This is a genomic window from Nostoc sp. C117, assembly GCF_043099735.1.
Taxonomy (GTDB): Bacteria; Cyanobacteriota; Cyanobacteriia; order Cyanobacteriales; family Nostocaceae; genus Nostoc.
On sequence record NZ_CP170991.1, the window covers coordinates 4,648,478 to 4,669,787 of the forward strand.

Sequence of the window (21,310 nt, forward strand, 5' to 3'; positions counted from 1 at the left end):
ATGACTATAAAACAGTCTTTCACAGCAGACGATATTCAAATATTTTTGGTATCTAACTTAGCTAAGTTGCTAGGAGTAGCAACTGATGAAATAGATGTCAAAGAACATTTAGAAAACTATGGGTTGGATTCAGCCCAAGCAATGATTCTAGTAAGTAACTTAGAAAAGTTGCTCGGATTTCAACCATCTCCGTTGCTTCTGTGGCATTATCCAAATATTGAAGCTCTTTCACAGCGTTTAGCTGAAGAAGTACAAGAAGGTTCACCAATTCAAGATACAAAGGTGACAGCCTCTAATGCCAATGCTGCACCCTCTGTTCTAGATTTAGGTGCTGAGGCTGTTCTTGACCCTACCATCAATCCCGGCGCTGCATCTAATGTACTTGTGGGTGAACCCAAGAACATATTTTTAACTGGAGGAACAGGCTTTTTAGGAGCTTTTATCATCCGGGAATTGCTACAAGAAACCAATGCGGATATCTATTGTTTAGTGCGTGCTGCTAATGCCGAAGAAGGCAAAAGCAAACTCCAAAAGAATCTGGAACAGTATGCTATTTGGCAGGAAGAATTTACATCCAGAATTATTCCGATTGTCGGCGATTTATCTCAACCTTTGTTAGGTATTGGTTCGGAACAGTTTCAAATCTTAGCTGCAAATATTGATACTATATATCATAGTGCCGCTTTGTTGAATTATGTTTTCCCATACTCTGCACTGAAGGCAGCCAATGTTTTAGGCACTCAAGAAGTTTTGAGATTAGCTTGTCAAGTTAAAGTCAAGCCTGTACATTACGTTTCTAGTGTTGCTGTTTTTGAATCCACTGCTTATGCTGGCAAGGTTGTCAAAGAACAGGATGAATTCAATCATTGGGAAGGTATTTATCTTGGTTACTCTCAAACTAAATGGGTAGCTGAAAAGTTAGTTAAAATTGCTCGTGACCGTGGACTTCCTGTAACTATTCACAGACCACCACTGATTTCAGGTGATAGCAAAACAGGCATTTGTAACACACACGACTTTATCAACTTGATGACCAAGGGCTGTCTACAAATGGGATATTTCCCTGATGTAGATTATATGTTGGATATGTCACCTGTAGACTATGTAAGTAAAGCGATCGTTTATCTATCACGCCAAAAAGAATCTATAGGTAAGGCTTTCAATTTACAACATCCCCAACCCGCCGCTTTAAAAATGCTAGTTGAGTGGATACGCTCTTTTGGTTATTCAATTGAGATGATTCCTTATGAAAAATGGCAATCGGAGTTAATTAATAATGTGTCTTCTGCTGACAACCCTTTATACACTCTGCGACCATTTTTACTGGAACGTTGGTCTGATGAACAACTGACTATTCCTGATTTGTATTTACAAGCTAGAAGACCCCATATTAGCTGCCAAGATACTCTTCATGCATTGGCAGGTAGTTCTATTACTTGTCCGCCAATTGATTCTCAATTGTTTATGACTTACACCGCCTACTTGATTCAAAGCGGCTTCTTGAATATCGTTTAGGAGTTCACGACTTACATAGGATGTGTTATGGAAAACGTAACACATCCCATAAAATAATTTTATTTAGTCCATGTTTTTTAAAACTCAGTACTACTGAATAGCCGATATTTCAGATGCCAGCAATAACTCATACATTAACAGCGGCAATATAATTGCCCTGTTTTTTTATGCTCAATCATGTAAATTTTTAGTATTCACCTCTTGACAGAAGCAATCGAGGATAGAATGGTTAGTGTCTGGCATAAAAGTTTAATTTTACCCGCTTGCTTTTGTGAGTAATCAAAAGCGATCGCTAGCAGTCGGAAATAACCAAGCTTCTTTAATGCCTAGCTTTTTCGATGCATAAGTCCTAAATTTACGTTTGGACTGCTACATCTATCTAATGAACCACACAAGCATTTGAAAGGGTAATAACTCAGATATTTCTCGTTAGTTCAGATATTACGCGTACTTAATTGTAGAACGAGAACCACTGTAAATGCAACGTAGCTTCATCAAGTTGAATTCACTAACATTCTTACATGAACACAAAACATCAAGATCAGAGCAAAAAAACTGCTCTTATTACTGGGGCAGCCGGTGGAATTGGCTATGAATTAGCATGTATTTTTGCTGCTCATGATTACAATTTGGTCTTAGTAGACAGAAACGGGTCAAAGCTAGTAGAAATTGCAGCTAAATTCCCAGAAAAATTTGGGATTTTTGTCAAAACTCTTGTTAAGGATTTATCAATATCAACTGCTCCTGAAGAAATTTTCACGGAGTTGCAACTCGTTGATATTAATATTGATGTGCTGGTAAATAATGCCGGATTTGGTATCTATGGATTATTTCACGAAACAGACTTAGCTACTGAATTAGAAATGCTACAGGTAAATTTGGTGTGCCTTACCCATTTAACCAAGCTATTTGTAATGCACATGGTAAAGCAAGGTGAAGGTAAAATATTGAATGTTTCTTCGGCTGCTGCGTTTCAACCAGGACCTTTGATGGCGGTTTATTTTGCTACTAAAGCCTATATCTTATCTTTTTCAGAAGCGATCGCTAATGAATTAGAAGGTACAGGTGTCACTGTGACAGTTCTTTGCCCAGGCTCAACTGCATCTGGCTTTCATGAAAGAACGGGAATGGCAGACTCTAAGATGCTCAAGAGTAAAAGGATGATGGATGCACAAACAGTAGCCGAAATTGGATTTCGCGGCTTAATGAAGGGCAAAACCATTGTCATTCCTGGTTTTATGAATAAACTACTTGCAAAAAGCGTCAGATTTGTACCCAGAAAGCTGGTAACAAAAATTGTGAGAAATATGCAGGAGGATAAGTGAGCAAGGGGAGCATACTTCGACTCATTTCGGCTCATTTAGACTACGCTCAAATCGAGCGACTTGCACTGAGCGGCGTTGAAGTGAGTCGAGATTCAGTAACCAGGGGGTGCAAGGGGAGAAAGAATAATTAATGACTAATTACTAGGATTCATATTGCCAGCATTTTAAGTTACAGCCATAATTTGCTATGGCAACAGCAGCAACATAATTGTTAGCAGGTACTAGTTCAAAAAGACTCCAATCTTCAGTTATCTGTAACTTGGCTGGTTCTGTGGGAGTTAGCGATACTTCAACTTGCTCTAACTGGGATAGTCCGTCTCCAGTTGCTTTTAAATATGCTTCCTTACAAGTCCAGTAACGGAAAAATACCTTTTGCTGTTGGTTGGGAGAGAGCGATCGCAACATCTCATATTCTCTCGGTAAAAAGAACCGTTTGGCAAGAGCTTCTAAATCAGACATCGGGCGAATATATTCTAGGTCTACACCAATTGGGTGGGTGCAATTCACCGCACATAAACCCAACCCTTGGGAATGAGACAAGTTAAATTCCAGCCTAATATCGGCAAATTTATCTGCTAATACTGGTTTGCCACGCTGTTGATAATTAAACTGCACTTGTAAGGGCTGGATACCCAAATAACGACCTAATATAGTTCTAAGAATACCGCGACCAGCGATGAAATGCTGTCGATGTTCCTGAAAATAGAACCGTCCAGCACGAGCTGTTTCGTCACTGGAAAGAGTTGCTGCTAAATTTTGCAGTTGTGTTTCCGGTTGCTCAAGGTCTATGCGCCAGACATGAATCTCATCCGGTAGCAAAGTTAAATCCGTCGGTGCAGGTAGCCAAATATCATTAGAAGCGGTCATTGAGTCAAAAAGTCAAGGGAGTTGTACTTTAATAGTTTGTTTAATTACGACGATTATTATGGGTGGATCTGGTTTGACGCTTTAGCATTACTATATACAACTGTGCGTATTTTTCCTAGAATCTGCCATAGATGTTGTTAGATATTAAATCTAGCTGTAAACATAAATACAGGTAACCGCTATTGCTTTTGCCAGCTAAATATTATAATTTATTACTCTAGATGTACGCTTCTCAAATCCAGGTTAAATCCCCTGAGAGAGAATCACAAATTTTATTTTGGCTATAACATTAGCTATTACAATATTACTCAAAGTAACTACAAGCAATGTTTGCAAGTGTTCTGAAGTAGATATATCTTCACTGGTAAATAGTTTTGGTTCTTCAGTACATAATATGCTTAACTAATAGTTTAAATGCCAATTTAACAAGCATCTAACTCGGAAATTATCAAAGTTTCTAAATCCATAGCCGGAACGTTTAATTAGCTTAAGTTTGTTATTAATGCCTTCCACAACACCACTAGTTGTCCCATTATCAAAGTAAGCAATAATCTCATCAAACCAACGGATAATAGTATTGTTACTCTTGGGAAAATATTTTTTAGCTTTTGCTAACCACATCCCGAGTTTAAAAACTCCCGGATACCAGTTATCTGTCTTATTGAAAATCTTTCTAATTTTTTCTTTTAATTCATGCATTTCTTTGAGAATAGGAGATAAATTTTTCACTTGATAAAGTTTGTTTATCTGCTCTTCATTTAAGTCTGACTCATTTTTCAATAAAACGTATTTACTATTTTTTAGTCCCGACAATACTTTTTCGTACTTAGATTTTTTTGATAATGATTGCGCTTTTTTAACTAATTCTTCTAGATTCCGCTTCTCTTGTTTTCTTTGTGTATCTAGTTCTTTATTGATTTGTGTCATCACATGAAATCTATCTGCTACTACTTGAGCATTGGGCATTAATTCTGTTACTACATTTTTGTAACCTACCCACAAATCTATACTCACTTCCTCAATTCGTGCTAAAACCTCAGTTCCCCACTCTATAAGGGTTTTCTTTACTACCTCTTGTGTGCGCCCACTTAACAAAGTTATTAATTTAGATGTATCTAAATCTATTAATACTGCACAGTAATTACCCTTGCCTTTAACTAGAGCTATTTCATCAATTCCAAGCCTTTTTATAAAATCAGGTTTGTTATCAGATAATTTTTCTGAGGCATCTTTTAACATTCTTTCTATTTCTTCTGTTGTCACTATCCCTTTATTTGCTACACTATGAATATCATTTTCTACAACATCTTGTATTATCTTGTCTGCTAGCCGTTTTGTATAAGTTCTTTTCTTACTTACAAAATCTAGCTTTTCACTAAACGGTTTTTCACATTTTTCACATTTGAATTGTCTCCTATTTATTTCTAAAAATACTGGCTTTTCTCCAAAAGGTAAGTCTTTAACAACGTATCGATGATTTTGATGTAATCTATGGCTTTTTGTACCACAGCGAGGACAATTACTGTATGATTTTGTTGATTCAGTTTGTAAAATCATTCCTATCCCCTCATGAATCCGATGAGATATAACTTTCACATCTTTTAAATCAAGAAGCGCTGTTAGGATTTTAATATTTTGTTTCCTATTCATGACTGTAAATACACCAAAAAATATTTCTCTTGTAATTACAGCTAACAACAAATATGCTTTATAAGTCAATTAGGTCAAAGTTTTTTCTCAATAGCTGATACGATTATTTTTATTTATTAAGCTTTTTGGCTAACAATTTAGCATAACAAGTGCTGAAGAACCATAGTTTTTGTGAGAAAGTGTTAAATCTGGAACAAAAAAACCTTGCCAAAACTTGTTAAAAACCTATTAGGACTACTTTTTTGTAGAACATAGTGAGGATGAATGATAATTAATTTGCAGTACTTTGCCTTCTTTATACTACTACTGGCAGCACTGCTATTAGCAATTAGGCAAATGAGCGTTGCTTTGGATGAGTTAGATATTGCGCGTTTTACTCTCTGGACAGGTATTGCTTCTGTTATTGCTGGTTTACCAATGATATTGTGGTAGCTTCTTAGTCAATGCCATCCTCTCTATTTTGGGCTTCCAAGCAATACGACTCCATCCGTCGTGCATCCTCGCAACTAGAATATCGTCTCGCCTATTACTCTATTCGTTTTCCCTCTAACCATTGTAAAACCCGATTCCATGCCCACCAAGGATCGGAATCGTTTACTTGGCGCTGGCACTCTTTACTACTCAAATAGCCAACATAACCGCCGTATTGAGTGAGTAACAAATCTATTGCGAAATTGCGATCGCAAGCTTCTTGTAATTCCGGTATGATATCTGGGTCGAAAAGTGGATAGTTTTTTAGATAAAATCTTAATTATTACCTTGGCTATCAAAAATTAGTGATTATGGACTGGCAACAGTATATCCATTCTGACCCCAAAATTTTATTGGGTAAACCAACACTAAAAGGCACACGATTATCTGTTGAATTTATACTTGGTTTATTTGCTAACGGTTGGACGATACAGCAAATTTTGGATAATTATCCAACTGTAACACCAGAAGCTGTACAAGCTATGTTTGTGTTTGTTGCTGAGTGTATGCGAGATGAATCTTTATATATGCTACCGTTTTTATCTGAGTCAGCGTGATGCGATTTTTAGCAAATGAAAATTTCCCGATGATGAGTGTAGTACGCCTGCGGGATGCTGATTATGATGTAGCTTATGGTAGCGAAGATGCTCCTGGTGCGGAAGATTCGCTAGTTTTGGAACGGGCTGTACGTGAAGAAAGAATTATTTTGACTTTTGACTGAGATTATGGTGAATTAATTTATAGGCTGCGGATGGCAGTACCAAAAGGTTTGGTTTATTTTCGCTACTTTCCTGCAATGCCAGAAGCACCTGCACAAGATTTACTAAATTTGTTGAGCGTAGAAGGATTAGTTTTGGAAGGATATTTTACAGTTTTTGAGCGTACACAATTACGTCAGCGTCCGTTACCTTAATATTGGTTTATTTGAAAGCGACTGACTCAGACTAATCGCCAAATTTTAATAGTCCTGTCAGAACTATTACTAGCTAACATTTTGCCATCTGGACTAAAATAATAAATAAAAAATTACAAATTACGCTGACTTTCCAACCATTGTAAAACCCGATTCCATGCCCACCAAAGATCGGGGTCTTGTATTTGGATCTGGCACTCTTTACTACTCAAATAGCCAACATGACCCCCGTATTGAGTGAGTAACAAATCTATTGCGGGATTGCGATCGCACGCTTCTTGTAATTCCGGTATGATAGCTGGGTCGAAAAGTGGGTCATCGGCAGCATATAAAATCAAAGTCGGTTTCGAGATTTGGGGCAATATTTGTAAAGCACTACTAGCTTGGTAATATGCTTCCACAGAAGAAAAACCTAATCGTTTAATTACTAATTCATTATCAAAACCCCAAATACTATTCGCCCGTTCAATCGCTGCTGAGTCAAGCTTTCCAGGATGAGCATCATGTATCCGCCAGGCCAGTTTTTTTAAATTCTGGGCAATTGCTACTTCCAAATATCTGCCTAAGGGCTGTTTAACTAGATAAGATAGCGATCGCTCCGAATCTAAACTCGGACAAATCACCATACCACCGCCAATATCGCTATCTTCTAATCCTAAATCTTCATACTCCCGAATCACCTCACCAGCCACCTTCACCGCCCATAGCGCCAATTGTCCTCCTAATGAATACCCTGTAAACCAAAATTTACTCGGACATCCCATTCCCTTAGCAGCAGCGGCGATACGAACAAAATCTTCTCCCTCATACAAACCATCAGAGGTCAGAGTCGGGGATAATTCGGCAGTTTTGCCGTGGGCACGCCAATCAAACAACACCACAGCGTATCCTTGAGCGTAGGCTTTACGTCCTACTACCCTCAAAAACCATTCCGTCTCTAAATCTCCAGTAATGCCATAAGTACCGATAATCGTACTATGAGCATTTTCCGGGATAGCAACCAAGCCAAAAATTGGCACACCCTGGCCACCAATAAAAATTTGTTCGTGATAAGACGGTTCTGGGTCTTTAGTGGTACTTTCCCAGTAATGTTTTCCCCACAAAGCGGTGTATACAGTCATCATCACACCGTTTTGTAAAAACCAAGACGGATTGTAGGGGGCAGTATAACACATCATATGACTATAAAGATTTCGTGTAGTTGAGTCTTGATTTCACAGTCATTTAATCTTAATATTTATGTAAGATTTAAAAACTTTTTCATCATTGATTCAAAAATCTTTGTATCTATCAAAGGTTGTTAATTATCCTTAATAAGTAGTAATAATTTTTTAAGAATGCCGAGGATTCTTGTCATAGACGATGACCCAGCGATTTCAGAACTAGTTGCCGTCAACTTGGAAATGGCTGGCTACGATGTTAGTCAAGCTGAAGACGGCATCAAAGGTCAAGCGCTGGCTCTCCAGCTACAACCAGACTTGATCATGCTCGATTTAATGTTGCCCAGGGTAGATGGGTTTACAGTTTGCCAACGCTTACGCCGAGACGATCGCACCTCTGAGATTCCCGTGTTAATGTTGACGGCTTTGAGCCAAACTCAGGACAAGGTGGAAGGCTTTAATGCTGGCGCAGATGACTACCTTACCAAACCTTTTGAAGTTGAAGAACTGCTAGCGCGGGTGCGGGCACTTTTGCGACGTACTGACCGCATTCCCCAAGCAGCAAAACACAGTGAGATTCTCAACTATGGCTCACTTACCCTCGTTCCCGAAAGATTTGAGGCAATATGGTTCAGTGAAACAGTGAAATTAACTCACTTGGAATTTGAGTTACTTCACTGCTTGCTACAACGCCACGGTCAAACAGTTTCCCCCAGCGAAATCCTCAGAGAAGTTTGGGGCTACGATCCTGATGACGACATTGAAACCATTCGAGTCCATATTCGCCACTTGCGAACCAAACTAGAACCAGATCCCCGCCACCCCCGCTATATTAAGACAGTATATGGTGCAGGATACTGTCTTGAGTTACCCAGTATACCTCCAGCAGCAGAGGGAGCTTCCGTAACAGTCGTTGAATGAAATCACCCAAGTAGTGCTGAGTGCCAGGGTTAGTTAAGTGCAATGTAGGGTAGCACATCTGTGCTACCTTATGAATTATACGTACTTTTATACTAGCTTTTAAGCTATTTTCAGATATTGCGGTGGTTGCCACAATCGGCTCAGAATGCAATACTTGTCGGGTTTTGGGGAAAAGGAGAAGGTGGGGTCCCAAGAAGGGGATAAGGAGCGGGGGAAAGGGGAAAGAAAAAACCTTTAACCTTTACCCTTTAACCTTTTCCCAAAACCCAATTCCGAGTTAAAAATGCACAAAGCGTGCAGTATTGGCTCAGAATGAATTCTGACGGGAGACGCTTCTGAATTCTACGTTTCTATTTCCGATTTATTTAAACCTGTTAACCTAGCTACCTGTTCCACTGTCATCCCAGACTCAAGTAAGTTGCGTGCAGTTTGTAATAACTGTGATTCTGCTTTGTCTGCCCTTTGGCGTTCTTGTTCTGCCCTTTGGCGTTCTTGTTCTTCCGGAGTTGGCAGTAATTCCCCTAAGGACATTGCCCAGCGTAACCAAGTAGCATTAATACCTTTATAATTTCCCTGCCAAAGCTGCAATGCTAACCCTAAAGATTGACTCACCAACTGATTTTGAGCATTTGCGGCGATGGGTTGATAAACTCCTTTGTCATTAGAGAAACCAGCCAAATCATCAGGATTAAAAGGGTCATACCAAAAATATTCCGGTACACGCATTTGATTTTGATAAATCAGTTTTTTGAAGTTTTTGTCTGCTTGGGCTGTGCTGTCAGAAAGCAACTCAATAACTACATCTGGCGCTTTCCCCTCTTCCCACACTACCCAACTGCGTCGTTCTCCTTTCGGAACTCCCAACACAGCAAAAAAGTCTGGGCCTTTAAAGTCTTTGTTTCGCACCTGCGCCAGACTGTAGTAAACGAACATATTACCGCCAATAAACCCATCTTCTCGTTCTTCCAACCAAGGGATGAGAGCATCTATCAGCAAGTCCATCTGGGCTTTATGGCGTGCGCTTTCCCTTGGAATACCGTCATCGTAGGGTAATTCTGCTTGGGTGGGTGGGAGTTGAATATCTGGTGCAGCTAGGATAGTCTCTGACATAGCTTTTCACCTGTTGGCTGGGCGTTGCGGATATTTTTATATTAAGCGATCGCCCGATTTTTCCGAGTGTATCGCTTTTGGCTAAAATATTGCGATTGCATAATCTCATCATCGCTTTTGCAAACACCACTGGCTTCTCATATTCACTACTGTATTTGCATTTAAAATCTAAAATTCGGTCATTAGTCATTACTCATTGGACTAATGACTAATGACTGTTAACTAACTGTAATAACTGTTCCTAAACTCTCATTCGCCAACCTATCTACCGCACACACAGCATAAGTTCCCGCTAATTGAACGGTAGCGAAGGTTGTGCCAGCTGACAAAATTCGCTGAATTGTCCAAGTATCACCAGTTTGCCGATAAAGTGTCCAAGAACGAACCGGCTGATTATCTCCAGGCTCCCAACTGAGTTTGCGGTTATTGACTACTAGTCCGGTAGGTGGTGGGGGTGGTGTTGTATCATGCCAAGGCATAGTCGGAGGTAAAGCAGGTTTGTTATAAAGCAGACTTTGAAATTTATCAGCAATACCCTGACTATTTTCTGTTAAAACACTGAGATTAAAGAAGATATTTCCTAGTGACAACTGTCCAGCTTCGCTGCGACTAATTTTCACCTGCTTTTCAATCTCATCACTCTCCCGACTCTTGTTGCTTGGTTCTGTGAGATTGTTGCCAGCATAAACGTGTCTTTGCTTTGTGTTTACGTCTGTCCACCACTTTAACAATGCAGGATAACTTTGTTGTGGTTGGTCTGTGCGCCAGTAAAGTTGAGGGGCGATATAATCAATCCAGCCTTGCTCTAACCATTTCTTGGAGTCAGCATACAGCACATTGTAAGCATCCAACCCAGTAATACCAGCGGGTTGTCCGGGGCGATAAATCCCAAAGGGACTAATACCAAATTTAACATCAGGTTTAGTTACTTTAATCCCCTGAGAGAGGCGCTGTATCATTTTGTTAACATTGTCCCGTCGCCAGTCGCCAAGGCCGAGTGTACCACCTGATGCCTTGTATGCAGCGTAGGTTTTGTCATCGGGAAAAGATTGTCCCTCAATGGGATATGGATAAAAATAATCATCTAAGTGAACGCCATCGATATCGTAGCGCTTTACTACATCGAGAATGACGTTGTAAGCCCTGTCTTGAACTATTTTTAGTCCGGGGTCCATCCAGCGTTGAGTTTTCCACAAATAAACGGCTTCTGGATTGGTAACTGCTATGTGGGGACGGACGGTTTTCGCGGGGTCGGTGGAAGTGCTGGCGCGGTAAGGGTTGAACCAAGCATGAAGTTCAATATTGTGTTTGTGACATTCTGCGATCGCAAATGCTAAAGGATCGTAAAATGGTTCCGGTGCTTTTCCCTGGGTTCCGGTAATCCAACCACTCCAAGGCTCTAACTGGGATTCATACAACGCGTCTCCCTCTGGTCGCACCTGGAAGATGAGGGCATTGAAGTTTAGCGCTTGTAATTTAGTAATAATTTCAGTGAGTTCAGCTTTTTGTTGGGCAACAGAAAGTCCCGCTTTGGAAGGCCAATCACTATTCCACACAGATGCTACCCACACTCCCCTGAACTCCCGACTATGATTTAGCTTAACGCTTCCGGCAGGTATGGGCGTAGGTGTGGGTGTGGGTGTTGGTATCGGTGTGGGTGTGGGCGTTGGCGTGACTATCGGTGATACCACAAGATAATTAGAGGCTATCTTTTCTGCCTTACCCAGATAAACCAAAGCTTGATAAATAATAACAGCCACATCTGCACGGGTGGCTGCGAGATTGGGATTGAGTAATTTCAGATTTGGAAAATTAACCACCAATCCAGCGCTAGTAGCGATCGCTATATGATTTTTGCCATAATCAGGAATTTGAACCGCATCTTGGTAGATTTGTGGAAGTGTTGAAAGGAGGTCAGGCTTTACCTTCGTGGCAATTTCCAACCCTGCTACCAAAGAAACTAAAACTTCCGTTCTCGTAATTCGGTTAGCAGAACGGAAGGTATTATCAGGAAATCCACTAATAAATGCTTTTTCGTAAGCTGTTTGAATGGCACCTGCTGCCCAAAAACTACTAGGTACATCAACAAACGGAACATACTGCCGCTTTTTGGAGACTATCCCAAATGCATTAGCGACGATGGTGGCAAACTCAGCACGGGTGAGTGAGTTATCGGGGCGATAAGTCCCATTAGGCAACCCACTGACAATACCACGTTGGGCTAAGGCTGTAATAAATAAGCGTGCCCAATGGTTTTGAATATCCGAGAAGGGAGTAGTAATAGATACCATTGTTGATTGCAGCTAGCTAGCCTGGATTTTGATTACCTTTGTTAATTTAGCAATTTTGTTGGCGTAGGCATAGCCAGTAATACTGTTCGGTTAAGGCAAGAGACGCGATGAATCGCCGTCTATACAATCATTCAGTCTTTTTGTCTTTGTGATGATTTATTGCATCTTTTAGCGCTCTAAAATTTTCATCGAAAAACCTTAATCGAAAAGCATTCTGGGGATTAGGCGTTAAGAGCGCTGAGTTAAGAATTAAAAGTGAGGAGTTTTATTTATCTCCTTTAGTCCCCAATACCCAGTCCCCAATCCCTAGTCCCCATTTAGGTAGAACGCGCATTCAATGAGAACATCACGCGTGAAATGCCAGTGAAGAGAATACTGACACCAACAAGTGTTCCTAGAAGCCAGGGCGCATTGAAAGGCCACTGAAACCAAATCATTGCACCCAAAACCAGGGTAATAATGCCATCAACTAGTACCCATATCCAGTTATTTTGAGGACGTAATTGGAAGGCCAGAATTAACTCGAATGTGCCTTCAGTTAGCAAAAAGCTACCAAGCAATAAAGTTAAGGTGAGAACACCCGTCAAAGGATAAACAAACAGCATTAAGCCAGTTGCAATATAGAGTCCGCTTAATAGAAGTTTCCAAATAAAACCTCCTTGGTCACGGGTTTGAGTGGCATAAACTAGTTTTGTAAACCCTCCGAAAATCAAAATTGCTGCAATCCAGGTTTCAGCGAATAGGGTAGTGAAACTAGGCAAAGCGATCGCAATAATCCCCAAAATGCTCAAAAGACCGCCAGTTATCAGTGCCCCATTAACTTCCTTCTTAAGATCTTTAGAAACATCAGTTGTCATATCTTTGAACTCTAAACTCTACAATTACATTAAGAAATTTTTCAATCCCAGAGTAGAACCTTAAGATAGACCCATCGGTATTAAATTTCAGCAGTAACTAACACTCACAAAAGCTCTGCAAGATCGCTTAGGCGCTGATAAACAGTAATCAGGCGATCGCCTTCCAGTTCAACAGAATTACTTGGATAATTCTGAATAGCTCCAAGCAGTGTGACTTCACCATTTTGCTTAATAGATGTACTTAAAGCGGTTCGCAGTGCTTGTTCGTCTAATTGTCCTGCGGGAGGGTGAACTACCTCACCAATTTGGTTAACCAAAACTGGCCCAGCCCAGCTAGATAGTAAGTTATTTAAAAAAGCGGGGTCGGCTTTTATTGGAGCTTTCAGTGCTTTACGAGCTAATGCAGGTTCTTGTTGAGCTGTTTGCAAATAAGCCCTTAATGTCGGGGTAATCTTGCCAGTTTCTACAAACTGATTTAATTCTTGAACAGATATTTCCCCCTGAAAGTTGCCATACTTGAGAACAACTTCCTCAGCAGCGTTAGCATTAGTACTTGAAAATAGAACAATCGCGCCTACGCCTAAAGCTACTGTTTGAGTAAGTAACTTAGTGAATTTTTGATTTTTGAATCGCTTCAAAAGTTGATAAATCTGCATCTCGTCGAACTTAATAATAGGATTGTGCGGAGCTTGATATCCAAGTCTTATGTTAAGCCTCTTCATTAGGCGCGGCATGAGGTAATATAGACTTCTCTTCGTCTAAGGTTGGTGCAGGTATGCCTAAATGCTTTCTTGCAGATTCTTCTGCTAGCTTGCGGTCTCGATCGTTCTCGAACTGGCTTTCATCTAATAAATGAGGGTTTTTTGCCGCTTCATCTCGGCTTGGTCGATAGCCATTTTTCCACCTGTACTTCCAGTCCATAAGTTGAAAGGCAGATATACTGCGATTTGATTGCCTAGTTATTTATCGTAGGCGCTGAATGGAAAATGACACTCCTGCTATAGGTTGAAGAGATTCATTCAGAGGGTATACAACAAGTTATGAATGAGACATCGCAAGTGTAATTGCTATAGTCATAAGCTGTTAGGCATTTGACTTGTAGATTTACCTGATGACGGTTGACTGATGAGCATAACCGTCAACTGTCAACGATTATAATCTCAAAACAATATCTCTATAGATATAAATAAAAAAGCTAACTTTAATATAATTCCACCTCTAGACTCACGCAATTCAAATTAAAAACGTGAATACTGAAAGATGAGTTTGCCGTCTTTAACCCTGGTTGTAATCAAAAATTACACTCCAGAAAATAAAATAGAAAACAATACAGCCAATGACAACTTCTACAGAACATGTTCAAGATATTCAAAAGTTTTGTGAACTTATCAAAGACATTGATTATGGTATGTTCACCACTGTCGATGAGGATGGTAGCTTGCATAGTTACCCCATGTCAATGAGTGGTGAGATTAAATCTGATGCCACACTTTGGTTTTTTACATATAGCGATTCTCATAAAGTATCTGAGGTTGAATATCATCCCCAAGTCAATGTCAGTTTTGTTTCACCTGAACAGCAGCGATTCATTTCTATTTCTGGTACATCACAACTTGTACAAGATCGCAATAAAATGAGAGAACTATGGAAGCCAGAACTTCAAACTTGGTTTCCTAAAGGATTAGATGAAGCTGATATTGCTCTGCTCAAGGTGAATATTAATCAGGTTAATTATTGGGATAGTGTATCAAGCTTCAAGCCACAAAAATTAGTTTTTTGACACCACGGCTTTAACTAATTACTAATTCGTAATTCGTAGTTAAAAATTAGATTACGAATTACTGTAACAAGTTTAATATAGCTAATCTACATCGGTTTCAATACGCTTAAGTGATATTTGTAGCGATCAAGTACTACACAATATCGAGCTGGGTCTGTTTAATACATCCTAAGGCAATCCAGAGCTTGAGACTCTCAAGCTCTATGATTATGATTCAAGAAAAATTTTAAAAAGAAGAATTCAGAACTCAGTAGTGAGAATTCACTATAAATGCGAAATACAATAAAAAAATAATTATATCAATTTTGGAGAAACGCAGTGATTCTGCAACTCACTCCATCGACGCAAAATCTCGTCATTACCTGGGAAAAACTCCCTGACGACTTTGTTTTACCTGATGAACCGGTGGAAAACATTCAACAGCCTTTTGTTGCAGCTGCTCTGACCGATGCACTTGGAGAAGCAAGCTTAATCACTTCTGAAATGCTGATTGCCTCAAACTTTGGTTTAGTGGCAAAGGTGAATCAAAAAACGGTAGTAAAAGCGCCTGATTGGTTGTTTGTCCCAAAAGTATTCCCCGTGCCTCAAGGTACTCTGCGCCGTAGCTATACGCCTATTTTGGAAGGAGAACCCGTGGCGATCGTCATGGCATTCCTCTCAGAAACCGATACCGGCGAATATTCTGTACGGCCAACTTATCCATATGGCAAACTGTATTTCTACGAACATATTCTCAAAGTTCCTGTATATGGGATTTTTGATCCAGCAAGTAGTTTGCTAGAAGTGCGTCGATTGGAAGCAGGGCAATATGTTTTGCAACAGCCTAACAATGAAGGACAGTATTCGATTCCAGAATTAAATCTATCTTTAGGAATTTGGTATGGTAATCGATTAGGGATAACTACTAATTGGTTGCGATGGTGGGATCAAGGCGGAAATTTACTGCTTTGGAGTGCTGAGAAAGCTGAACAGGAACGCCAACGCGCTGAACAAGAACGCCAACGTGCTGAGATTGCAGAACAAGAACTAGAAAGATTACGTAGGAGTAATCCGTCGTAGATATCGCTACTGCAACAACAGAAGCCTGAATAAAAAACTTTGATTTACCGTAGAGGCGATTCATAAATTGCCTCTAGATTTTGTTATTAAATGCCCCTTACAATTCTCACAAATCAAATAGAGTTCTATATGTTTTTAATTTTTAACTCCTACGGTTTTGCCTGTTGTTCTATGGCTTTACTTGGCGGAATCTCTTCAAGAGGAATCAAAGCTTCGATCACCGACTTGACAATTGGCGCGGCGACGGTAGAACCATAGGCATTTTCTCCTTTTGGTTCATCTACCAATGCGAACACAACATAACGAGGAGATTCCACTGGTAAAATAGCTACAAAACTAGTGATTCTCGCACCCTTGATGTAACCACCATTGGGACTAGCTTTTTGGGCAGTACCAGTTTTTCCTGCTATGCGATATCCCGGAATTTGTGCTACTTTGCCAGTGCCTTCAGAAACAACAGTTTCCATCATTTCTACTACCTTTTGGGCTGTTGCGGCTGAGAAAATTTGGCGTGGTACGGTGCGAGGGGGTGAATCATGCATCTGCCCTTGGGTATCAATCAGACCTCGGACTACATGGGGTGTAACCAATTTACCCCCATTGGCTAAAGCACCGTGCATTTGTACCAGCTGTATTGGTGTCATGGAAAAACCCTGGCCAAAAGAAGTAGTGGCTGGTTCAATTGGTGAAGCAATAAATTCTTCTTGACTTTTGAGCCGACCGCCAACTTCAAAAGGTAAATCTGTATCAACTTTTTGTCCTAACCCCAAACGTTCTAACCAGTTGTAGTATGTTGAGGGTTTTAATCGTTGGATAATTTGCACCATGCCAATGTTGCTGGAATTTTGCAAGATTTGAGCGATGGTGATTCGCCCATAACCATTGTGCATAGCGTTTTTAATGGTGTAATTGGCTACGCGAATAGAGCCGGAGTCATTAAACATATCATCTGGTTTGATAACACCATTTTCCAGAGCGATCGCCACATTTAAAGGTTTAAAAGTCGATCCCGGTTCATAAAGATCCGCTACCGTCCAGTTTTTAAAGAGTGAAATATTAGATTTAGAGTATTCATTCGGGTTATAAGTCGGCTGAGAAACTAGCGTCAGCAAAGAACCATCCAACGCGTCCATGACAATTACTGCCCCACGTTTGGCTTGAAACTTATCCATCTGAGCCTTGAGAGCAGTTCGGGCAATTCGTTGCAAACGATTATCAATAGTCAGTTGTAATCGCAAATCATCAAAATGCAAAAAACCTTCAGGAGCATGATCTGGCATCAAAGCGCCATTACCCGAACGACTGAGCCGCACCGTTTGCACAGAACGTTCTAGTAACTTCTCCTGAGAGTATTCCACACCTGCTTGACCACGGCGGTCAACATTCACGTAGCCCACCACATCGGCACCCAAATCGTCCACTGGGTAAAATCGGGAGTATTTTTGAATCAACTCTAAGCCATTTAAGCGCAAAGAAGTGATGCGATCGATCATTTCTTCGGGGATAGCTGGGGCAAGTATAATCCCACTTTTTCTGCTTTCAAAAATCTTCACCAATTCAGGAACATCTTTTCCCAATATTGGGCTAAGTTGCTCTGCTATCTCTTCATTAGACTTGTCAAATAGCTTGGGATGGGCATACAAAGTATACACAGGGCGATCGATCGCCAACAAATTATTATTACGATCTACCACCGGGCGACGAGGCATAAAAGGTCGCAAATTGACCATTTGCTGATTTCGTGCTTGCTCTGTTAACTTTGGCCCCCGGACAATTTGCAGGTTATACAAGTTGACAGCTAATCCCAACCCTGCTGCTATTAATGCACCCCACACAATGAACAGTCGGGAATTGGTGTTAGATGTTTGCTCTTGGATATTAGAGATCAATCTTCCTAACAATCCCCGTTTATAACCCTTCTGTTGCCTTGTGAATGCTGAATTCCGAAACTTTCTCAATTTTGTTTTGCTTGGTGACTTTTGCATTGGGTTAGTCCTTTATCCTTTGTCATTTGTCCTTGAAGTTCTAATTACTGCTTCTTGACGGCAAGCGCCGTTCATGATTTTTCGCAGTAGTAGGCTGTGACACCAAAAATCGGCAATCAAACCTCTCTGTTTGTCTGAAACCAATGACCAATGACAAATGACTAATCACCAATGACCAATGACTAATGACAAATGACTCTTCACTTTAATATCCCAAAGGCGAGAGTTTTTGTTGTTGTGTTTCCGAATTTGGCTTTGTGTTAGACGATCCTGGTTTAACATCAGAAGATGCTGGAGGTAAGAAAATCATCCCTTCAGGAGTTGGTGATACCAGACCTGTGGTTGGTTGTTCTGCTTCCTCTGCCATTTTGTTGGTTAGCGTAGCGTTAGTTGTCGTCAGTAGCCGCTCATGACGTTGGAGGTTTTGCAGTCTGCGATAGGACTGGCTCCAAAGCTCCTGGGAATATACTGTCGAGCTATAAACCGCAAGTGTTGCTAATACTAACAAAAACGCCAAAACAGATGAATAACGATGAAAAGTATACAAACGTAGCAACCATAGTGGTGTTGCTCCAGAATTAGACATTATTGGAAGACCAAGAAAACCTACCTCTGGACTCTTGTGAGTTTCATTTGACAGCTCATTGAGATTCGGCAGTTGTTGTCTGCCCACATCTTTCATCAATTTAGGCATAACCGCCTTATTTGTAGAAGAAACCGATAAATTTTTTGAGGAACGCTGTTGTCTTGGAGAGGATATTGGTGCAGCTTGACCAGTCGGTATAGAACCGCTTTGGGCTGCTTTTTCTAGACGTTCAGAAAGTCGTCGCCTCCTTAAAGAAAGGATAGAATCCCGGCGGAACCAATTAACGCTTGTAGAAACAGCTGATTTACGAGCAACAACCATAAATTTTTTTGAGATGGAAAATACTGTACTTTAAACTGATTGTTTGTTTTTACGGAGGTTAAAATCACCTTTAAGAACAAACACACATAACAGACTACACCCATTTAACTGTTCTAATAGCTAGCTATATCAATGTTTCCATCGCCTAGATATTGCAAACATTGCAATCAGCGATTAAAAACTCCACAGCTTGCCGTTTAGATATCGCACCTAAAGTATGGCAACGCGGACTGGCAAGGTGCAATACTCTGTAAAAAAAAATAAAAGGAAGTTGGAGGTTATAATACAGCGGATTTCCAGAAAGGTGAAGTACACAAGCTAAATCTGGTAGCTAGTTATAAAGCCTCTTTATCAGTTACGGAGCTAGGCGTAGTACATTCTCACCGAAAAACAAAAAGATACGGAGCAACGCCAATTTATTTATGGAGATTGTTAATTTTGAATTCGCAGCATCTGCATCTGTGTTTCTGAACCTACGACAAGTAAAGTATGTTTTTATACTACTAATTTAAGATGAACTCTTACGCATTTAACTTCTACATTTACCTGATGACGGTTGACCATTAACTGATGCCCGATAACAGTCAAACCTCAACCATCAACTGTCAACGATTATAAAGAGTGTTTATAAGCTGTTACGCATTTAGTTTGTACATCTTGATGACTGATGACTGTTAACCGTTAACCGTCAACAGTCAACGACCATCAAGAGTGTTTATATACTTTAGACGCGCATCAGCTTATTTAATTTATATAATTTAGACACATATCAGCCTAGAATTCGTAATTCATAGATTTGCAAGGGATTTTAAACCCCTGTATTCATTCACAAGTCACACTGCGATCCATTCTAGATTCTGAGGACTGACTTCTAAATTATTGGCGATCAAATTTTTTGCTATGATGGCTCGACTGACAAGAAAATTTAATACTTTGGATTTTGGTGCTGGTCAAGAGAAACTAATCAAATGGCTCTATGATACATAATTTAAAAAAGAATACCCCAAAGGGTTGTTTTTTTGAGTATGTAATCTTACAACATTTAACAAAAAGCAATAAATACGGTATCGTATTCAACAGGCGAAAAATTGTTCTAGCCGCAATTGGTGAAAGAGGAGTTATGAAAACAAAAATCTTGGGTTTGGCTCTAATGTTAAGTCTGGCTACAATTCTCGGAGCGTGTGGTGATGGTGGTGATGGTGGTGGTGGTAGTCCTAGTACTCCAGCTGCTACAGGTGAACCAACTGATGCACCTCCTGCTGGGTCTACCCCTGCTGCTACTACACCAGCGACTCCCGCAGCGACTCCCGCAACAAAACCCACTGCTACTCCTAAATAAAGCACTCTAAAAATTGAGTTAAAATCAGCCCACAATAGCTTAGTGAAAATACATAGCTTGAATTAATCAAGTTGAGATAAAAACCCGCATCTTTGTTGGTTAGTGCGTGATAGCCTTGTAACACTTATCTGAAAGAGGCTGGTGTAGCTTAATTTTTTTATAGAGTACGCAAAATTCAAAATTCAAAATTCCGAAGTTGTGTACCCTTCTGCTGACAGAGACCCTACGCAAACGGAATACCACAATGTAAGTAAAGAAGCCTGAAACTCAGGCTTCTTTAGCTCTACTAAAATGTAAAAGCTTGTAAACTAAGCTTTTCAATGTTTTTGAATGGGTAGTTTATTTCCCTAATCCTGTACAAGAGTTTGTTCAAACATTAGCTGAGGCAGGAAGTAAAATACACTAGTACCACCGTGAATTCGAAATTCAAACATGTATATAGCTTAAGCATTTTATTGATTTGGAATGCCTGGTTTACAAATGCCCTGGGGTACTAGTTATGAGGATGGTATCCTCATAACCAGGGTCTGCCTAAAATTCTCGCCTGAGAGAAACTTGTTTGAAGTGAAAACGACTTGAGTTGTGTAAATCTAAGCTAGATTATGAGCAAGGTACTTTCCTGGTTTAGTATTTGGAATAGCTTAGATTGCTAAGTTTAGAGAGGGCAAAACAATTCATCTGTATCAAAAATTAAGACCTGGTGATGTCCCTTGATATCGCCAGATTTTTATTTGCATGGGGCATTTGATATGGGGTGCGAGGCGTCGGAAAAACAGATTTTCATGCTGCGTTGTGAATGCAGTTCAGGATATGGGGAGATTTAAACTGACAAAGGCAGTAAAATTACTGCTGTTAATTCTAATTAGCGCTACATTTGTATTTATAAGCAGTTATTGGGGATCAGTAGTAATAGCATTACCCCCTCCAGAGGATACACCAGAAGAAATATTACGGACACAGATTATCATAGAAGCGCGATCGCCTATTGACGGTAAATTCCTCACTGCTGCTGAATATGCCCAGTTACAAGCACAATTGCAAAAAGCACCCCCACCAAAACTAGACCCCAAAATTCGGGAACAGATTTTCTTACTTCGCTTACGGAAAAGCTTACTTCAGTTTTTCCCATTTTTAAATTTTTGAGAAATTTGTCATTGGGT

At 40.1% G+C, this 21,310-nt stretch carries 22 protein-coding genes and 1 pseudogene; 11 read left to right on the forward strand and 12 right to left on the reverse strand.

What is annotated here, in order from left to right; genetic code table 11:
* Together ACFG4S_RS20090 and ACFG4S_RS20095 are read left to right on the forward strand one after the other, a co-directional pair.
* On the forward strand, positions 1 to 1,515 hold the full coding sequence (locus ACFG4S_RS20090; protein WP_392530791.1) for a thioester reductase domain-containing protein: 1,515 nt from the start codon (positions 1 to 3) through the stop codon (positions 1,513 to 1,515).
* A gap of 521 nt (positions 1,516 to 2,036) precedes the next feature.
* Positions 2,037 to 2,840, forward strand: a complete 804-nt coding sequence (locus ACFG4S_RS20095) for an SDR family NAD(P)-dependent oxidoreductase (RefSeq protein WP_392530792.1) — start codon at positions 2,037 to 2,039, stop codon at positions 2,838 to 2,840.
* Positions 2,841 to 2,981: 141 nt separating this feature from the next.
* Here the strand turns inward: ACFG4S_RS20095 and hetI are convergent, their stop codons facing one another.
* On the reverse strand, positions 2,982 to 3,707 hold the full coding sequence (gene hetI, locus ACFG4S_RS20100) for a 4'-phosphopantetheinyl transferase HetI (RefSeq protein WP_392530793.1): 726 nt from the start codon (positions 3,705 to 3,707) through the stop codon (positions 2,982 to 2,984).
* A 402-nt stretch (positions 3,708 to 4,109) separates the two neighbouring features.
* Positions 4,110 to 5,357, reverse strand: a complete 1,248-nt coding sequence (locus tag ACFG4S_RS20105) for an ISL3 family transposase (RefSeq protein WP_392530245.1) — start codon at positions 5,355 to 5,357, stop codon at positions 4,110 to 4,112.
* Positions 5,358 to 5,621: 264 nt separating this feature from the next.
* Here ACFG4S_RS20105 and ACFG4S_RS20110 point away from each other — a divergent pair, with 264 nt between their 5' ends.
* Entirely contained in the window at positions 5,622 to 5,789 is a 168-nt protein-coding gene (locus ACFG4S_RS20110) for a hypothetical protein (protein WP_392530794.1), read from the forward strand.
* A 94-nt stretch (positions 5,790 to 5,883) separates the two neighbouring features.
* Here the strand turns inward: ACFG4S_RS20110 and ACFG4S_RS20115 are convergent.
* A pseudogene (locus ACFG4S_RS20115) lies at positions 5,884 to 6,090 on the reverse strand (esterase); the annotation flags it as partial.
* 49 nt (positions 6,091 to 6,139) lie between these two features.
* Between ACFG4S_RS20115 and ACFG4S_RS20120 the strand changes: the two are divergent.
* From ACFG4S_RS20120 to ACFG4S_RS20130, 3 genes are read left to right on the forward strand one after another with little or no spacing between them, the layout of a single operon-like run.
* On the forward strand, positions 6,140 to 6,385 hold the full coding sequence (locus tag ACFG4S_RS20120; RefSeq protein WP_392530795.1) for a DUF433 domain-containing protein: 246 nt from the start codon (positions 6,140 to 6,142) through the stop codon (positions 6,383 to 6,385).
* Positions 6,385 to 6,549, forward strand: a complete 165-nt coding sequence (locus ACFG4S_RS20125) for a DUF5615 family PIN-like protein (RefSeq protein WP_392530796.1) — start codon at positions 6,385 to 6,387, stop codon at positions 6,547 to 6,549. Before ACFG4S_RS20120 ends, ACFG4S_RS20125 begins: the two co-directional genes overlap by 1 nt.
* Positions 6,550 to 6,579: 30 nt before the next feature.
* Positions 6,580 to 6,741 carry a hypothetical protein gene (locus tag ACFG4S_RS20130; protein WP_392530797.1) on the forward strand — a complete coding sequence of 54 codons (162 nt, stop codon included), beginning with the start codon at positions 6,580 to 6,582 and terminating at the stop codon, positions 6,739 to 6,741.
* Between the two features lie 26 nt (positions 6,742 to 6,767).
* Here the strand turns inward: ACFG4S_RS20130 and ACFG4S_RS20135 are convergent, their stop codons facing one another.
* A complete protein-coding gene (locus tag ACFG4S_RS20135; RefSeq protein WP_392536033.1) occupies positions 6,768 to 6,821 on the reverse strand; it encodes a hypothetical protein in 54 nt (17 codons plus the stop codon).
* Positions 6,822 to 6,854: 33 nt separating this feature from the next.
* On the reverse strand, positions 6,855 to 7,919 hold the full coding sequence (locus ACFG4S_RS20140) for a YheT family hydrolase (RefSeq protein WP_392530798.1): 1,065 nt from the start codon (positions 7,917 to 7,919) through the stop codon (positions 6,855 to 6,857).
* 159 nt (positions 7,920 to 8,078) lie between these two features.
* Between ACFG4S_RS20140 and ACFG4S_RS20145 the strand changes: the two genes are divergently transcribed.
* Positions 8,079 to 8,822 (forward strand): response regulator transcription factor, encoded by a 744-nt coding sequence (locus ACFG4S_RS20145; RefSeq protein WP_392530799.1) that lies wholly within the window; start codon positions 8,079 to 8,081, stop codon positions 8,820 to 8,822.
* Between the two features lie 342 nt (positions 8,823 to 9,164).
* Here the strand turns inward: ACFG4S_RS20145 and ACFG4S_RS20150 are convergent, their stop codons facing one another.
* The 5 genes from ACFG4S_RS20150 to ACFG4S_RS20170 all read right to left on the reverse strand — a co-directional run bounded on the left by ACFG4S_RS20150 (position 9,165) and on the right by ACFG4S_RS20170 (position 14,001).
* Positions 9,165 to 9,932: a Uma2 family endonuclease gene (locus tag ACFG4S_RS20150; RefSeq protein ID WP_392530800.1), complete on the reverse strand. Its 768-nt coding sequence runs from the start codon at positions 9,930 to 9,932 to the stop codon at positions 9,165 to 9,167.
* A 218-nt stretch (positions 9,933 to 10,150) separates the two neighbouring features.
* A complete protein-coding gene (locus ACFG4S_RS20155) occupies positions 10,151 to 12,223 on the reverse strand; it encodes a family 10 glycosylhydrolase (protein ID WP_392530801.1) in 2,073 nt (690 codons plus the stop codon).
* Between the two features lie 317 nt (positions 12,224 to 12,540).
* On the reverse strand, positions 12,541 to 13,080 hold the full coding sequence (locus ACFG4S_RS20160; protein ID WP_392530802.1) for an HdeD family acid-resistance protein: 540 nt from the start codon (positions 13,078 to 13,080) through the stop codon (positions 12,541 to 12,543).
* 104 nt (positions 13,081 to 13,184) lie between these two features.
* Complete coding sequence (locus tag ACFG4S_RS20165; protein WP_392530803.1) at positions 13,185 to 13,736, reverse strand: alpha/beta hydrolase; 552 nt, start codon at positions 13,734 to 13,736, stop codon at positions 13,185 to 13,187.
* 52 nt (positions 13,737 to 13,788) lie between these two features.
* A complete protein-coding gene (locus ACFG4S_RS20170; RefSeq protein ID WP_392530804.1) occupies positions 13,789 to 14,001 on the reverse strand; it encodes a bromodomain-containing protein in 213 nt (70 codons plus the stop codon).
* Positions 14,002 to 14,416: 415 nt separating this feature from the next.
* Here ACFG4S_RS20170 and ACFG4S_RS20175 point away from each other — a divergent pair, with 415 nt between their 5' ends.
* Both ACFG4S_RS20175 and ACFG4S_RS20180 read left to right on the forward strand, forming a co-directional pair.
* Positions 14,417 to 14,860, forward strand: a complete 444-nt coding sequence (locus tag ACFG4S_RS20175) for a pyridoxamine 5'-phosphate oxidase family protein (RefSeq protein ID WP_392530805.1) — start codon at positions 14,417 to 14,419, stop codon at positions 14,858 to 14,860.
* Between the two features lie 318 nt (positions 14,861 to 15,178).
* Entirely contained in the window at positions 15,179 to 15,919 is a 741-nt protein-coding gene (locus ACFG4S_RS20180; protein ID WP_392530806.1) for a Uma2 family endonuclease, read from the forward strand.
* Between the two features lie 149 nt (positions 15,920 to 16,068).
* On the opposite strand, the gene ACFG4S_RS20185 is transcribed toward ACFG4S_RS20180, so the two are convergent.
* A complete protein-coding gene (locus ACFG4S_RS20185; RefSeq protein ID WP_392530807.1) occupies positions 16,069 to 17,904 on the reverse strand; it encodes a peptidoglycan D,D-transpeptidase FtsI family protein in 1,836 nt (611 codons plus the stop codon).
* A 205-nt stretch (positions 17,905 to 18,109) separates the two neighbouring features.
* On the reverse strand, positions 18,110 to 18,811 hold the full coding sequence (locus ACFG4S_RS20190; RefSeq protein WP_392530808.1) for a hypothetical protein: 702 nt from the start codon (positions 18,809 to 18,811) through the stop codon (positions 18,110 to 18,112).
* A 1,120-nt stretch (positions 18,812 to 19,931) separates the two neighbouring features.
* On the opposite strand from ACFG4S_RS20190, the gene ACFG4S_RS20195 reads away from it, so the two are divergent.
* On the forward strand, positions 19,932 to 20,150 hold the full coding sequence (locus ACFG4S_RS20195) for a hypothetical protein (protein WP_392530809.1): 219 nt from the start codon (positions 19,932 to 19,934) through the stop codon (positions 20,148 to 20,150).
* Positions 20,151 to 20,960: 810 nt separating this feature from the next.
* Complete coding sequence (locus ACFG4S_RS20200; RefSeq protein WP_392530810.1) at positions 20,961 to 21,293, forward strand: hypothetical protein; 333 nt, start codon at positions 20,961 to 20,963, stop codon at positions 21,291 to 21,293.
* The last annotated feature ends 17 nt before the right edge of the window (positions 21,294 to 21,310 follow it).

What these genes read in the sequence shown, in the direction of transcription:
- ACFG4S_RS20155 (WP_392530801.1), bottom strand. Translation starts at nt 12,223, where the DNA reads ATGGTATCTATTACTACTCCCTTCTCGGATATTCAAAACCATTGGGCA.
- ACFG4S_RS20145 (WP_392530799.1), top strand. Translation starts at nt 8,079, where the DNA reads ATGCCGAGGATTCTTGTCATAGACGATGACCCAGCGATTTCAGAACTA.
- ACFG4S_RS20195 (WP_392530809.1), top strand. Translation starts at nt 19,932, where the DNA reads ATGAAAACAAAAATCTTGGGTTTGGCTCTAATGTTAAGTCTGGCTACA.
- ACFG4S_RS20175 (WP_392530805.1), top strand. Translation starts at nt 14,417, where the DNA reads ATGACAACTTCTACAGAACATGTTCAAGATATTCAAAAGTTTTGTGAA.
- ACFG4S_RS20165 (WP_392530803.1), bottom strand. Translation starts at nt 13,736, where the DNA reads ATGCAGATTTATCAACTTTTGAAGCGATTCAAAAATCAAAAATTCACT.
- ACFG4S_RS20200 (WP_392530810.1), top strand. Translation starts at nt 20,961, where the DNA reads ATGGGGAGATTTAAACTGACAAAGGCAGTAAAATTACTGCTGTTAATT.
- ACFG4S_RS20090 (WP_392530791.1), top strand. Translation starts at nt 1, where the DNA reads ATGACTATAAAACAGTCTTTCACAGCAGACGATATTCAAATATTTTTG.
- ACFG4S_RS20185 (WP_392530807.1), bottom strand. Translation starts at nt 17,904, where the DNA reads ATGCAAAAGTCACCAAGCAAAACAAAATTGAGAAAGTTTCGGAATTCA.
- ACFG4S_RS20140 (WP_392530798.1), bottom strand. Translation starts at nt 7,919, where the DNA reads ATGATGTGTTATACTGCCCCCTACAATCCGTCTTGGTTTTTACAAAAC.
- ACFG4S_RS20120 (WP_392530795.1), top strand. Translation starts at nt 6,140, where the DNA reads ATGGACTGGCAACAGTATATCCATTCTGACCCCAAAATTTTATTGGGT.
- ACFG4S_RS20160 (WP_392530802.1), bottom strand. Translation starts at nt 13,080, where the DNA reads ATGACAACTGATGTTTCTAAAGATCTTAAGAAGGAAGTTAATGGGGCA.
- ACFG4S_RS20170 (WP_392530804.1), bottom strand. Translation starts at nt 14,001, where the DNA reads ATGGACTGGAAGTACAGGTGGAAAAATGGCTATCGACCAAGCCGAGAT.
- ACFG4S_RS20110 (WP_392530794.1), top strand. Translation starts at nt 5,622, where the DNA reads ATGATAATTAATTTGCAGTACTTTGCCTTCTTTATACTACTACTGGCA.
- hetI (WP_392530793.1), bottom strand. Translation starts at nt 3,707, where the DNA reads ATGACCGCTTCTAATGATATTTGGCTACCTGCACCGACGGATTTAACT.
- ACFG4S_RS20095 (WP_392530792.1), top strand. Translation starts at nt 2,037, where the DNA reads ATGAACACAAAACATCAAGATCAGAGCAAAAAAACTGCTCTTATTACT.
- ACFG4S_RS20130 (WP_392530797.1), top strand. Translation starts at nt 6,580, where the DNA reads ATGGCAGTACCAAAAGGTTTGGTTTATTTTCGCTACTTTCCTGCAATG.
- ACFG4S_RS20190 (WP_392530808.1), bottom strand. Translation starts at nt 18,811, where the DNA reads ATGGTTGTTGCTCGTAAATCAGCTGTTTCTACAAGCGTTAATTGGTTC.
- ACFG4S_RS20105 (WP_392530245.1), bottom strand. Translation starts at nt 5,357, where the DNA reads ATGAATAGGAAACAAAATATTAAAATCCTAACAGCGCTTCTTGATTTA.
- ACFG4S_RS20150 (WP_392530800.1), bottom strand. Translation starts at nt 9,932, where the DNA reads ATGTCAGAGACTATCCTAGCTGCACCAGATATTCAACTCCCACCCACC.
- ACFG4S_RS20125 (WP_392530796.1), top strand. Translation starts at nt 6,385, where the DNA reads ATGCGATTTTTAGCAAATGAAAATTTCCCGATGATGAGTGTAGTACGC.